The 12,630-nt window shown below is 68.3% G+C and carries 19 protein-coding genes; 13 read left to right on the top strand and 6 right to left on the bottom strand.

Going from position 1 to position 12,630, the window contains the following annotated elements; translation table 11 throughout:
* Positions 1-45 precede the first annotated feature (45 nt).
* Together G401_RS0130180 and G401_RS0130175 are read right to left on the bottom strand one after the other, a co-directional pair.
* Complete coding sequence (locus G401_RS0130180; RefSeq protein WP_027345423.1) at positions 46-585, bottom strand: ArsR/SmtB family transcription factor; 540 nt, start codon at positions 583-585, stop codon at positions 46-48.
* 92 nt (positions 586-677) lie between these two features.
* Positions 678-1,046 (bottom strand): ArsR/SmtB family transcription factor, encoded by a 369-nt coding sequence (locus G401_RS0130175; RefSeq protein ID WP_027345422.1) that lies wholly within the window; start codon positions 1,044-1,046, stop codon positions 678-680.
* Between the two features lie 83 nt (positions 1,047-1,129).
* On the opposite strand from G401_RS0130175, the gene G401_RS56265 reads away from it, so the two are divergent.
* The 11 genes from G401_RS56265 to G401_RS57275 all read left to right on the top strand — a co-directional run bounded on the left by G401_RS56265 (position 1,130) and on the right by G401_RS57275 (position 8,085).
* On the top strand, positions 1,130-1,282 hold the full coding sequence (locus G401_RS56265) for a hypothetical protein (protein WP_157546575.1): 153 nt from the start codon (positions 1,130-1,132) through the stop codon (positions 1,280-1,282).
* Positions 1,283-1,337: 55 nt separating this feature from the next.
* Positions 1,338-1,568: a hypothetical protein gene (locus G401_RS0130165; RefSeq protein WP_027345421.1), complete on the top strand. Its 231-nt coding sequence runs from the start codon at positions 1,338-1,340 to the stop codon at positions 1,566-1,568.
* Positions 1,569-1,621: 53 nt separating this feature from the next.
* Positions 1,622-2,788, top strand: a complete 1,167-nt coding sequence (locus G401_RS0130160; protein ID WP_084557785.1) for a M28 family metallopeptidase — start codon at positions 1,622-1,624, stop codon at positions 2,786-2,788.
* Positions 2,789-2,870: 82 nt separating this feature from the next.
* Positions 2,871-3,197 (top strand): ArsR/SmtB family transcription factor, encoded by a 327-nt coding sequence (locus G401_RS0130155; protein ID WP_027345419.1) that lies wholly within the window; start codon positions 2,871-2,873, stop codon positions 3,195-3,197.
* Complete coding sequence (locus G401_RS0130150; protein WP_051367353.1) at positions 3,194-3,703, top strand: GNAT family N-acetyltransferase; 510 nt, start codon at positions 3,194-3,196, stop codon at positions 3,701-3,703. Before G401_RS0130155 ends, G401_RS0130150 begins: the two co-directional genes overlap by 4 nt.
* Positions 3,704-3,816: 113 nt before the next feature.
* On the top strand, positions 3,817-5,205 hold the full coding sequence (locus G401_RS0130145; protein WP_027345417.1) for an FAD-dependent oxidoreductase: 1,389 nt from the start codon (positions 3,817-3,819) through the stop codon (positions 5,203-5,205).
* Between the two features lie 107 nt (positions 5,206-5,312).
* Positions 5,313-5,885, top strand: coding sequence for a histidine phosphatase family protein (locus tag G401_RS0130140; protein ID WP_027345416.1), 573 nt, complete (start codon positions 5,313-5,315; stop codon positions 5,883-5,885).
* A 79-nt stretch (positions 5,886-5,964) separates the two neighbouring features.
* Complete coding sequence (locus G401_RS0130135; RefSeq protein ID WP_027345415.1) at positions 5,965-6,645, top strand: arsenate reductase/protein-tyrosine-phosphatase family protein; 681 nt, start codon at positions 5,965-5,967, stop codon at positions 6,643-6,645.
* Positions 6,642-7,421, top strand: coding sequence for an aquaporin (locus tag G401_RS49425; RefSeq protein ID WP_051367352.1), 780 nt, complete (start codon positions 6,642-6,644; stop codon positions 7,419-7,421). Before G401_RS0130135 ends, G401_RS49425 begins: the two co-directional genes overlap by 4 nt.
* Entirely contained in the window at positions 7,418-7,831 is a 414-nt protein-coding gene (locus G401_RS0130125) for an arsenate reductase ArsC (protein ID WP_027345414.1), read from the top strand. Before G401_RS49425 ends, G401_RS0130125 begins: the two co-directional genes overlap by 4 nt.
* A gap of 92 nt (positions 7,832-7,923) precedes the next feature.
* Positions 7,924-8,085: a hypothetical protein gene (locus G401_RS57275; protein WP_211240879.1), complete on the top strand. Its 162-nt coding sequence runs from the start codon at positions 7,924-7,926 to the stop codon at positions 8,083-8,085.
* Between the two features lie 357 nt (positions 8,086-8,442).
* Here G401_RS57275 and G401_RS49415 read toward each other — a convergent pair whose 3' ends face one another.
* Both G401_RS49415 and G401_RS0130110 read right to left on the bottom strand, forming a co-directional pair.
* Positions 8,443-8,949, bottom strand: coding sequence for a hypothetical protein (locus tag G401_RS49415; RefSeq protein ID WP_034593595.1), 507 nt, complete (start codon positions 8,947-8,949; stop codon positions 8,443-8,445).
* A 185-nt stretch (positions 8,950-9,134) separates the two neighbouring features.
* Positions 9,135-9,299, bottom strand: a complete 165-nt coding sequence (locus G401_RS0130110; RefSeq protein ID WP_157546573.1) for a hypothetical protein — start codon at positions 9,297-9,299, stop codon at positions 9,135-9,137.
* A 408-nt stretch (positions 9,300-9,707) separates the two neighbouring features.
* Between G401_RS0130110 and G401_RS56255 the strand changes: the two genes are divergently transcribed.
* Both G401_RS56255 and G401_RS0130105 read left to right on the top strand, forming a co-directional pair.
* On the top strand, positions 9,708-10,364 hold the full coding sequence (locus G401_RS56255; RefSeq protein ID WP_157546571.1) for a hypothetical protein: 657 nt from the start codon (positions 9,708-9,710) through the stop codon (positions 10,362-10,364).
* Between the two features lie 119 nt (positions 10,365-10,483).
* Positions 10,484-10,705, top strand: coding sequence for a winged helix-turn-helix domain-containing protein (locus tag G401_RS0130105; RefSeq protein WP_027345412.1), 222 nt, complete (start codon positions 10,484-10,486; stop codon positions 10,703-10,705).
* Here G401_RS0130105 and G401_RS0130100 read toward each other — a convergent pair.
* Both G401_RS0130100 and G401_RS0130095 read right to left on the bottom strand, forming a co-directional pair.
* Positions 10,702-11,055: a hypothetical protein gene (locus G401_RS0130100; RefSeq protein WP_027345411.1), complete on the bottom strand. Its 354-nt coding sequence runs from the start codon at positions 11,053-11,055 to the stop codon at positions 10,702-10,704. The two genes, G401_RS0130105 and G401_RS0130100, sit on opposite strands and share 4 nt — an antisense overlap.
* Positions 11,055-12,614, bottom strand: coding sequence for a hypothetical protein (locus G401_RS0130095; RefSeq protein ID WP_027345410.1), 1,560 nt, complete (start codon positions 12,612-12,614; stop codon positions 11,055-11,057). The genes G401_RS0130100 and G401_RS0130095 overlap by 1 nt, the downstream gene beginning before the upstream one ends.
* Positions 12,615-12,630: the final 16 nt, after the last annotated feature.

Below are 12,630 nucleotides of genomic sequence, written 5' to 3'. Positions count from 1 at the left end.
GGCGTCCTTCGCGGTCGGTCGGCTCGAAGGCGGCTGGCATCGCACTCATCGGGCGTCCTCCTCGACCGGCTGGCCCGAGGCCGGCCGGAACAGCGCGAAAACCAGCGACACGTCGGGGAGCGCCGAATCCGACAGCGCCCGGTACTCGTCCGCCAGCGCCTGCAGCCGCTCCCCGAGCTCCGTGAACTGCTCGTCGGTGAGTCGCAGGTGCGCCATGCGTACGTGCCGTTCACCGTCCACAGGCGACGCCTCCAGGTCGGCCACCGCGTTCCGCAGCAGCACATCCGGCTGCCCCGGCCCGGGATCCGGCAACTCGATCGACCGCGCGGCCATCGCGTAGTAGCGCTCGACGACTCCCCTCACCTTCGCCGTCCGCACCACCTTCACCAGGCCGGCCCGCTCCAGCAGGCGTACGTGATAGCTGGAACTGCCCTTCGCGAGGCCCATCCGGTGGGCGATCTGCGTGATCGTCGACGGCTCGAACCGGAGGATGGCCATGATCCGGTGGCGGGTGAGGTTGGAGACGGCGCGCAGCTGCTCGTCCGTGGTGACGTGGAAGGTCTCGGGAAGATCATCGGTAGGCACGGGACAATGGTCAACGATTCTTGACCATTACGCAAGGGGTTAAGGCAAAGGGAAGGAAGCTAAGGTCCGGCCAGCCGACGAGCTGACGCCGATCAGGCGGTCGGGGCTTCGAGTAGAGCGCCGAGCTGCCGAAGATTGGCCACGACCGGTCGGTAGTAGACCCAGGTGCCGCGGCGTTCGCCGTCGATGAGCCCGGCTTCGCGCAGGACTTTGAGGTGGTGGCTGATCGTGGGGCCGGTGACGTTGAAGTCGTCGCCGGTCAGGTCGCACACGCAGATCTCGCCGCCTTCAGCCGAGGTGATGCGGGAGAGCAGCCGCAGCCGGATGGGGTCGCCGAGGGCTTTGAACATGCGGGCGAGGTCGGTGGCGGCTTCGGCGTCCAGGGATGCCTCGGTGATCGGCGCGCAGCAGGCGGCCGCCGTGTCGGCGGGGTTGTCCAGGACGACGAGTTGCTTCGACATGCCTCTAGGTTGACAGATCTCGAATCAGGGTGCAAGCTTCCCTCGGTCGACTGATTCGATAAACATCAAGACAGGAGGCGGTCATGTTCGCCAAGCTGCGTCAGCGCCTGGGACAGGTACGCGGGGTGGAGTTCTGCGAGTCGTGCAGTGAGGTGTGCACGGCCGGCTGCCGGGCCGACGCCCGCTACGACCGGATGCGTACCGAGGCGATGTTGCGCATCGGCCTGCCCCGCTGATCTGGAGCACCGGGTTCTGATCTGACGCACCGGGTTCGAGGAGAAGGAGTTCGTGATGAGTGTGGAGACGACGAAGGTCGGCGGGTTCGCCGGCGATCCGGCCGAGGCACTGACCCCGCCCGAGGCGGCCGGTGGCTGTTGCGGCGGCCCGGCCGCCGGCGCGACGCAGCCTGCGCAGGCGAGCGCCTGCTGTGGGACGGCGCAGGAGGCGGCCGCCGAGGGTGGCTGCTGCGGGACGGCGGCGAAGGCGGATGCGGTGGCTTCGGGTGCGGGGTGCTGCGGGTGACCTCGCCCGTCCTCGGGCCGGCACCGACCGGTGCCGGCCCGGACCCTCACGCGATGCGCCGAACCGTCACCGCCCTGGCCGCTGATGCGTACGCGGGCCGTCGGGTCGGTACGCCCGGCGGCCGGGCCGCCGCCGATCACCTCGCCGACCGCCTGCGGGATCTCGGCGCGGTCGTGGTGCTGGACGAGTTCGCGGTCACCGGCTCGGTCCGCGAGGTGTACGCGACGCCGACGCTGACGATCCGCGACCGCGACGGCTCGCGGGACTTGATGTTCCGGCGGGAGTTCTGCGAACACCTCGCGACGGCCGACGTGCCGACCCCACGGGCCGGGCGCCTGGCCCGGTTCGGAGACAAGGACGTATCGGGGGCGTGGGTTCTCGACAGCGGCTTCTCGGCCGAGCGCGTCGCATCCGCGTACGCCGCCGGCGCTGCCGGGGTTCTGCTCCCGCGAGGCACCGACGGCGCGGGGTGGATGCCGAAGATGATCGCCGGCCCGGCGCCGGTCGGCCTACCGGTGCTGGCTGTGCGTGCCGACCTGCACGAGGGACTCGCCACCAGCGAAGCGGTGGTGTCGGCGTCGACGCCGGTACGCCCGGTCGACGTCACCGGCGTCAACGTCCTGGCCACGTTCCGGGCACCGGCGCCGGGCCGGTTGTCGGTGCTGCTGACCGCGCATTTCGACGGGGTCGGCGACGACCCGGACGGAGTACGCTTCCCGGCCGCGTGCGACAACGCCTCCGGCGTCGCCGCGGTCCTGGAAGCCGCCCGCGTCCTGCACACGGTCCTACCCCTTGAGGTCGGTCTGGCGGTCGCGCTGCTGGACGCCGAGGAGGCCGGCGCGTACGGGTCGGCGCATCATGCCCGGTTCGTCGAGGAGGGCACCTTCGTGATCAATCTCGACGGTGCCGCGCAGCTGGCCGATGCCGCGCACGTGCAGGCCGGCGGCCCGTCCCGGCCCCTGCTCACCGCGCTCGACCTGGCGGGCCGTGAGGTCGGCGTACCCCTGGTCGCCGCGGCGATGCCGTCGGACAACCGCCGCTACGCCGCCGCCGGACTGCCCGCGGTCGGGATCGGCATGGGCATGCCCGGCTACCAGACCCCCGCCGAAACCCCCGACCGAGTCGATGACGCGACCCTTGACCGGGCCGCCCGACTGGTGGTGGGGACGGTGGCGAACCTGGCCAGGTCGTTCAACGGCGTACGCGGCTACGCCACCTGACCGGGCAGTTGCCGCGTCTCCGCGGCCCGGCGTAACATCATCGTTGATCGGCGATGAACGATGATGTTGATGGGAGCGTCGGGTGGAGTTGTTGGAGCGGGCGACCGCCGAACAGTACGCGTCGTGGTTTCGAGCCCTGGCCGACCCGTCGCGCGTACAGCTGGTCGAGCTCCTCGCCCGGGTCGGCGAGCCGATGAGCGTGGGGCAGATCGTGGCCGCGATCGGGTTGGCGCAGTCGACGGTCTCGCAGCATCTGAAGGTCCTGACCGAGGTGCGGTTCGTGCTCGTGGAACCGGTCGGCAACGCCCGCCACTACCGCATCAACGCCAACTGCATCGCCTGCTTCCCGAGCGCCGCCGACATCGTGATGGGCAAGCCCGCTCCCGCGGCGGCCGGTGGCTGCTCATGACCGTTGCGCCGCACGACATCCGGCTGATGACCACCGCCGACGGCCCCCGCGTACGCGAGATCTATCAGGCCGGCCTCGATGGCGGCTTGGCGTCGTTCGAGACGATCGCTCCGGACTGGCCCGCGTTCGACGCGGGCAAGCTGCCCGAGCACCGCCTCGTCGCGGAGATCGACGGCGTGGTGGCCGGCTGGGTGGCGGTGTCACGGGTGTCGGCCCGCCCGGTGTACGCCGGGGTGGTCGAGCATTCGGTGTACGTCGACCCGGCCGTCCAGGGCCGCGGCGTCGGGAGGGCGTTGCTGGCGGCGCTGTTCGCCTCGACGGAGGCCGCCGGTATCTGGACGATCCAGTCCGGCGTCTTCCCCGTCAACACGGCGAGCCTGCGCCTGCACGAGCGGGCCGGATTCCGCGTCGTCGGCGTACGCGAACGCGTCGGACGGCACCCCCTCGACGGCTGGCGCGACGTCGTGATGATCGAACGCCGCAGCCCGACCGCCGGCATCGACTGAACCAGCCCGCCGGACCCTGGTTTGACAAACCTCTAAGTAGGCGGCAGTCTAGACAACGTTGGTTTGAAAAACCTCTAAACAGTCTCGGCCGTGTGCCGGGGAGGAGCGCGACCATGGACACCAGCACGCAACGGCTTCCCGTCGCGGTGATCGGCGCCGGCCCGGTGGGCCTGGCCGCCGCCGCCCAACTGGCCACCCGCGGCCTCGACTTCGTCGTCCTGGAGGCCGGCGACCGGATCGCGGCGTCGATCGGCGAGTGGGCACACGTGCGGCTGTTCTCCCCGTGGCGCTACGACACCGACCCGGCCGCCCGTACGCTCCTCGAAGCGACCGGCTGGGCCGCCCCGGACCCCGAGCGGCTGCCGACCGGCGGCGAACTCGTCGACGACTACCTCACTCCGCTGGCCGCGCATCCGGCGATCGCCCCCCACATCCGGCTGAACGCCGCAGTGGTCGCGATCGCCCGGCAGGGCTTCGACAAGGTCCGCACCGCCGGGCGGGAAGCCGCGCCGTTCCTGATCCGCCTGGCCGACGGCACAGAACTCCCCGCCTCGGCCGTGATCGACGCATCCGGAACGTGGCGTACGCCGAACCCCGTGGGCGGCAACGGCATCCCAGCCCAAGGCGAGATCGGCGCGTACGCCGATGGGCGGGTCTTCAACGGCATGCCCGACGTCACCGGCCGACTGCGTACGCAGTTCGCCGGGCGCAGCGTCGCGGTCGTAGGTGCCGGCCACTCGGCGACCGGGACGCTCATCGCTCTCGCCGACCTCGCCGCCGCCGAGCCGGGCACCACCGTGCACTGGGTCCTGCGCGCCTCGACGCCTGTGCGCGCGTACGGCGGCGGGGACAACGACGCGCTGCCCGCACGCGGCGCCATCGGCACCCGCATCAAAGCCTTGGTGGACGAAGGGATCGTGACCGTCCACACCGGATTCCTCGTCCAGGAGGTCACCGACGAGGGCCTGGTGTCGGCCGACGGGCGCAAGCTCGACGCGGCCGTCATCGTCAACGCCACCGGCGCCCGCCCGGACCACTCCCCCGCCGCCGAACTGCGCCTCGACGTGGACCCGATCCTCGGCTCGACGCGTACGCTCGCCCCGTTGATCGACCCGAACGAGCACTCCTGCGGTACCGTGCCGCCGCACGGCGTCGACCAACTCGCCCACCCCGAGCCCGGCTTCTACGTCGTCGGCGCCAAGTCCTACGGCCGCGCCCCGACCTTCCTGCTCGCCACCGGGTACGAGCAGGCCCGCTCGGTCGTCGCCGCCCTGGCCGGGGACTGGACCGCCGCCCGCGACGTCCGGCTCGACCTGCCCGAGACCGGCGTGTGCAGCTCGGACTTCACCGACGACAGCGCCGGGAGTTCGTGCTGCGGCCCGGCCCCGGCGACGGTGGAAGTCGGGCGGGGACTGGCGACCGGCGTCGCGGGCGGACTGCTGTCGCTGCCACTGGTCGACGTCAGCGCGACCGCGTCGGCCGGCGGATCCTGCTGCGGCTGACCCGCCCCCGACCACCGCCTCGGTTCCCGCCGCGGGAACCGAGGTGCGGGCCGCTGCGCTTCGTGATCTATCGTGATGATCACTGACCACTCCAAGGATGTACATCGATGGCTCGCACACACCTGTACCTCGTCCGGCACGGCGAACAGGACCCGTCCTCGGATCACGCTCCGGACGGCGGCCTGTCGCGACTCGGTCGCGAACAAGCGGATCGGCTCGGCCGGCGGCTCGCAGCCGTCCCGTTCGCAGCCATCCATCACAGCCCGCTGGCCCGGGCGGAGCAGACCGCCGGCATCGTGGCCGGCCATCTTCCCCACGTGCCGAGCCACGCCTGCGACTACGTGGCGGACCGGACGCCGGTGCCGTCGCCGGGGCAGCGTGACGGTTACCCGGAGCGGTGGCATGCGTGGCTGGAGGGCGTACCGGAAGACGAGCGCGATGTGGACGCTGTCGCGTTGCAGGGCGCCGTCGACCATTTCGGCGTCGCCGGGGAGCAGGACCGCAACGAGCTGCTGATCACGCACAACTTCGTGATCGGCTGGTTCGTCCGGCACGTGTTGGACGCGCCCACGTGGCGGTGGATCGGGCTGAACCAGGCCAACTGCGCCATCACCATCGTGCAGTGGGACGACGCCCGGCCGCCGACCTTGGTCGCCTTCAACGACACCGGACACCTGTAGGTGGGCGGGTAGCCGTCGCCGCCAGCCGATCTCCGGCACTGGCTTGCGCGACCAAATTTACTCAATGTATTTTGAGGCAATGAGCGTTGAGCTTTCGTCGGTCGAGCTGCGGGCGCGGATCCACGCCGCCCTCGGCGACCCCGCCCGGCTGGCGATCGCCGACATCCTCGCCACCGGGGACGCCTCACCCGGCGAGATCGGCGCCCACCTCGGGATGCCGACCAACCTCGTCGCCCACCACCTCGGCGTCCTGGCCGACGCCGGGGTGATCGACCGCCGCCGGTCCGAGCACGACCGCCGCCGCTCCTACCTCCAGCTACGCCCGGCCGCGCTCGCCGCGCTGCACCCGCCCCGCCTGTCGGCACCGCGGCGGGTGGTGTTCGTGTGCACCCGCAACTCCGCCCGCTCCCAGCTGGCCGCCGCCCTGTGGACGCAAGCCAGCCCGATCGCGGTCGCGTCGGCCGGCACCGAGCCCGCCACACGAGTCAACCCCCGGGCCGTACGCATCGCCCGACGCCACGGACTACGCCTCGATCCGACCGGTACGCGTCGGCTCGACGACGTCGCCGACGACGGGGACCTCGTGATCGCCGTGTGCGACCACGTCCACGAAATCCTCCCGGTCGACACCGCCCGGCTGCACTGGTCGATCCCCGACCCCGTCCCGGTCGACACCGACGAGGCGTTCGAGACCGCGTACGCCGACCTCGCCGACCGCATCCACCGGCTCGCCCCGACCATCGAGGAGCAGCACCCGTGAACCCCGGCCGCACCCTTCAGCCCCGGCGACTGCTCGCCGAATACCTCGGCAGCCTGCTGCTGGTCGTCGCCGTGGTCGGCTCCGGCATCATGGCCGCCAAGCTCTCCCCGGGCGACGTCGGCGTACAACTGCTGGAAAACTCGATCGCCACGATGCTCGCCTTGGCCGTGCTGATCCTCGTCCTCGGACCCGTGTCCGGCGCTCACTTCAACCCGGTCGTCACCGCCGCCGACTGGTGGCTGCACCGCCGCGATCCCGACCACACCGGCGTCGCCGAACTCGGTGGATACGTTGGCGCACAAGTGATCGGCGCGATCAGCGGCACGATCGTCGCGAACCTGATGTTCGGCCTGCCCGCCGTCACCTGGGCTACGACAACCCGTACGGCGCCGCATCTGTGGATCGGCGAGACCGTCGCGACCGCCGGGCTGATCCTGCTCATCTTCGCCCTCGTCCGCACCGGCCGGACTCAGTACGCGCCGGCCGCCGTGGGCGCGTATATCGGCGCCGCCTACTGGTTCACCAGCTCCACTTCGTTCGCGAACCCGGCGGTCACGATCGCCCGCGCGTTCACCGATACGTTCGCCGGGATCAGCCCGGCCTCGGTGCCCGGGTTCGTCGCCTTCCAGATCGTCGGCGCCGCGCTCGGACTCGGCCTCGCCGTTGTGCTGTATCCGCGTACGCGGACCGTCGCCGGCGACACCGCTGTCATCGAGCCGGCTGGGAATCGCGTACCCGCCCTGCTCACCGAACTCACCCAGGAGCCGACCCGATGACCACCCCGACCAAGCCGAGCGTGCTGTTCGTCTGCGTCCACAACGCCGGCCGTTCCCAGATGGCGGCCGGATTCCTCCGCGCGCTCGCCGGTGACCGCGTCGAGGTCCGCTCCGCCGGATCACAGCCCGCCGACCAGATCAACCCCGTCGCGGTCCAGGCGATGCAGGAGGTCGGCATCGACATCACCGACCAGACCCCGAAAATCCTCACCGTCGAGGACTCCGAAGCGTCCACCGTGGTCATCACCATGGGCTGCGGCGACGTCTGCCCTTACTTCCCCGGACAGACCCACCTCGACTGGGAACTCGACGACCCGGCCGGGCAAGGTATCGAGGCGGTGCGCCCCATCCGCGACGACATCCGCTCCCGCGTCGAGGCGCTCGTCGCCGACCTCACCACGGCGGCGTAGGCTCGCGCCGCCCCGCGTTCTCCCGGCGCAGCGCGCTGGACGTGGGCCGGTCGTCGACGTCGGGCGCCAACCTCCGCGAGCTGATGCGCCGCATGGGGCACTCCTCCACCCGGGCCGCGCTGATCTACCTTCACGGCTCGCCGGAGCGGGACCGGGAGATCGCTGCGGAGATGGATCGCAAAGCCCGTGAGGCCGAGGAGAAGAAGCGGCGGAAGGACGCCCCCGAGGACGGCGATGAGCCCGAGGACGGCTAATGGCCCACGGGACCGTTTGAAGATCAGAGTGAGAAAGGCCCAGGCTCGCGATCTTGCCGCTGGCCTGGGCTTTTCTTCGTTGAGCGGGCGATGAGAATCGAACTCACGTAATCAGTTTGGAAGAACGTACCAACCTCGGTGAAGGACCCGAACTGCCCCGGTTTGAGCGTGGAGCGAGAGGCCGTTGGTGACCGCTCGCGACCCCCACGGGACACGTTGAATGGCCCGCAAATGGCCCGGCTTCCGACCGTCGTTCCGTGCTCGCGGCTCGTCGTCCGACGCCATGCGCCGTCAAGCTTTCCTTGACACCAGAACGCGCCTGGCGGTTCTCAAGGACGGCTCCAGTGGCTGGCGCTGTTACCACCACTGGTCCCACTCCTCCGTAGGTACGGCTTCCCACGACACATCGGCTGGTTCGGCCAGCATCACAGGACGGGTGAGCATGAAGTCGCCAGCGCGTTGCACCCGAATGATGAGGCCGAGCTCGTACAGTTCCGGATCGGCGTACGTGCTGTAGCGCAGCTGATGTCCATTAGCAAGATGCTGGTCGACCGCCCACTGTTCGAGTTCCGACGGGACCCGCCCGACCAGCGCCTGATCGTTGTAGATCACCTGCGGCCCGGAGCGGGCATGAACCGCCACGATGCCCAGCCGCCCGTCGCGGTAGTAGACCGTTACGCCGCTGCGGAACTCGGCCTGGATCCACCACCGGTAGTCCCTACAGATCTGCGTGCGTGGCTCGCTGCCGATGACCGCCTCTACCTCATCGCGGCTCGCACCAAAACGTAGTGGCCCGACACTCACGAGCGGGACCCAGTTCCATTGATCCCTCGCTGCGTCATCTCGCACATCCCACAAGCCCATACATGAATCATGACGGAGGGCCGAGATGAGTCAGCACGACCTTGACATCCGAACGTGCGGATGGCCCACTCGGCTGTCCCGTCGCTGTCGGCCCGCCCACCGGGGAGCGGGCTTCTCTTGGGGCGCATAGGTGGAGCGCCCTACCGGACGTACGACCTATGCGCCCCAAGAGAAGTCTGCTCAGCTCAGCTCGGGACGTCAGTGACGGGACCAGTCCCACCGAGCATGACCACCATCCCCACCAGGCAGCGCACCGCGGTCGCCACCCTCCTGTTGCCGAGCGCCCCTGCCAGGGGCATGCCCTTCGGCTCGGTCGTCCTGGGCGTGGTCGCCGCCGGCCGTCTGGTCATCGTGCGGAGGATCGGTCCGAAGTCTCTGGGATCGTCGCCGAGCTGCACCGTGCACGCCAGCCGCCGGGCCGGTCGCCGTTGCCGAAGGCACAAGGCGATCCGTGCCCGAGCGAGCAGGCGTGCGCGCCGCGCTTGTGCGGCGCCTTGATCCCTAAGAGACAAAATCGGCAACAAATCTGGCTGATCCGCACCCCGTATTCAGCCCATCGTATAGCCGAATCTGACGAGGCATGCAACCACGGTGTCACTACAGACGCTTACGTGCGTTGATCAGATGGCTATTCAGAGATGATCGGGCAAGTATAGAAGTCCCCTGTCTCACCACACTATCCTCAAAGCTGTCGACCTCACTGGGGCGTACGTGCGACGTTCATAATGCCTGGAAGTCGACGAGTACTGGAGCCAGTGATGATATTGCAGATTGTGGGCGGCACACTGATTGTGACTGGCCTAGCTCTTCTCGTATGGCGTCGCATGGCGGAGCGTGAAGGAAGCGCCAATGGTGGAGTGGTTCATGTGCGTGGACCAGTTGGCCTATTCGTATTTCTGGTCGGCGCCGCATTGTTTGCGATGCCCTATGTGCTCCCAAATCTACAAGGCGGCAGTACGCCGGAAGTGCTGGCCACCGCCGCTCATAGATCTACCTCATCGCCAGCGAGCGTCCCCTCCATGCCAGAAGGTACTCGTATAACAAGCCCAGCAGACTACACGTCGGTGTCAGGAAAGGATGGGACCGTCGTACAAGGAACTTCGACTGACTCAGACAAAGACCTTTGGGTTTTCGTCATCGCCGATGATGAAAACGACACGAGCGTCTTTTACCTTTCGGTAAGTGACCCGCTCCCTGTCGTGGATGGACATTGGAGCCTGCTGGTCCAGCCAATCGGTGGCGGATCATCAGACATCGGAGTGACGTTCCCGATTGTTGTCGTCGAAGCCAACGGCAGTTGCAGTAAGCAGATCTCGTCTAAACCCGCAAACCGGGTAGGCGATATAACTTTCTCTTCACTTCCGACGGGCTGCAAAGAGGCAGATCGGGTACGAGTCGTGATGGCCAAGGCTTAGGTACGTTCCTAGAATGAACTGATGACGAGCACAGTTCGAGGACTGTAGTCCCATCGTGCAGGCGACGGCTATATCATCATCGCTAACTGGTGCGGCCCAGTTGCGCTACCCTCTACTCCGTGGGTGAGCTGACCGAGCGGGTAGAGGCGACGATCCGAGGCATGATCGAGCGGGGCGAGTACAAGGCGGGCGAGAAACTTCCGTCCGAACGCCAGCTCGCCGCCGACCTCTCCGCCGGCCGAACCACGATCCGCCTGGTGCTTTCGAAGTTGACGGCGTTGGGCCTGGTGGAGGCCCAACACGGCCGCGGCTACTTCGTCGTGAACACCACCGGTCGCTAGTTCTCCAGCGACGGCCAGCGAACGGTCAGGATCACCGAGTCCTCCAGCGCTTCCCAGGTGTGCTCGATCCCGGGTCCCCACACTGCATAGTCGCCCTGGCGTTCCATCAGCACCTCGCCGACCGAGAGGTCGATGCGGTGGCGGCCCGAGATGAGAACCACCATGGTCGTGCGGTCCTCCCCGGTGGTCCAGCCCGCGCGCTTGTCTCCAGCCGGGTGAACTCCCCACTTGATCTCAAGAGCACCGGTGGAGCGGATGGATTCCTCGGGCTTGACGAAATGTCCGAGCAGCCAGCCGCGATGTACATCGCCGTCATTGTTGGCGTTGCCGGTGTACCAGCCGTCAGCCACTACAACTCCCACTCGATCGCCGGGAGGTCTACGCGGTCGCCCCCGATTTCCGCGAGGCGGCGTAGGCCCTGGAGGAAGGCGAACAGACCTTCGTTGCTCCAGGAGGCATCATGCACCAAGTGCGCGATCAGTTCACGGTCAAGGCTTGAATACTGACGGAGACCGTCCGCCTCCCAGTTGGCCTGGATGCTTCCTCCGTGCGTATGCCACCAGTCCTCGTCTTCGATCACGATCACGCTGGCGAACTCGAAGTTGCCGCTGACCAGGTTGAGCCCGAACCCGCTGCACTCCATTCGCCAGTTGTCCATGTCGTTGAGCAGCGCCCGGAACGGTGGCGTCAGGCGGCTTGGATGAAGCGGCTCTGCCAGCCTGAAGCCGTCGCCCGTCGAGTCGACCTCCGGTCGTCCGAACAGCTCCTCCTCCATCTCCCGGTTGAGGGTCATGGAGATGGCCGCCTCGGCCCGGAGATCCACCATCGGCTGATGGAATGCCTTCGGGATCACGGCCAGCCGATGAGCTGCGTTGAGGACTCGCCCGGATCGCTGCTGGACCAGCAGGACGAAGTCAGGCTTCCTCCGCGTACGCGTGGCCGGCCGGGCGGCGGCGAACAGAGCGAGGGGGCCTCCAGCACACAGCCTGTCGCCAAAGCGGATCACGCTATCGACCGTGGGCAGGAACTGCGCTCGAAGAGGCGTGCTGTCCGGCTCGGGCGGCAAGTTGGCCACTATGGCGTCGATTGTCTCGCCCTCAAGCAGGTCCATGGTCAGGGCGTAGGTGACGAAGTCGGTGAGCGCTACCGCGCCTTCGATCCCTCCGCGCCTGATCACCAGATCAGTCAGACGGTAGAGGGTCGAGTTGACGAGTCGACCACCCGTTGCAAGTCCGACCGCAAGTCGTTGCGCCGCAGCTTCGGCGGCGGTGCGATCTAGAGACGTCAGAAGGGCGTCGCGGCCGTCGTCGAGCACGAACCGTTCGAGGCTGTCGCCCAGACGCACCTTGAGATCGAGCCAGTCAGGCCGAGTGAGGACGCTCGTCTCAGCGATGATCCCGCCGACACTCGCGCGAAAGGCTCCGTAGCCGGCGGCGGGAAGGTCGTAGTACGCCCGTAGAAACTTGGCTATGTCGTTCCTGCTCACTCGACTGCGGGCTCGCGCCAAGTCCTGCACGCGGCGCGGATCGACTTCGCGCGCCAGCCTGGCGACCAACCTGCGTGCCGAGCCGTCTGTCCAACTAGCCGCCTCGTCCAGCCAGCTCAAGGCTTGATTCGCGGCGTCGTCAGTGGCGAGCCGGGTCTCACTGGCCGCGTCGATCTCCCGTTCCGCTCTGGTCGCGGCGAAGACCAGCCCGAGCCGACGACGTTCATCGTCTGTGGCTCGGGAAAGCATCGTGTCCAATGCTCGCTGGAGCTCGGGCGATGGAACGACTTCGGGTTCGGCGTTCCATTTCGCAACGGTGCGGACGGCGGTTCCGAGCTGGCGTGCCATCGCCTCGTTCGTGAGGCGTAGTGCCAGGCGTAGCGCGTTTGCATGTCGCCCGGTCCACAGCTCGACCACGTCCACGGACACGACCTCCCCA

This window comes from Hamadaea tsunoensis DSM 44101, from assembly GCF_000428945.1.
Lineage (GTDB): Bacteria > Actinomycetota > Actinomycetes > Mycobacteriales > Micromonosporaceae > Hamadaea > Hamadaea tsunoensis.
Note: the sequence above shows the minus strand (reverse complement) of the source record. Positions and strands in the feature narration are given on the sequence as shown.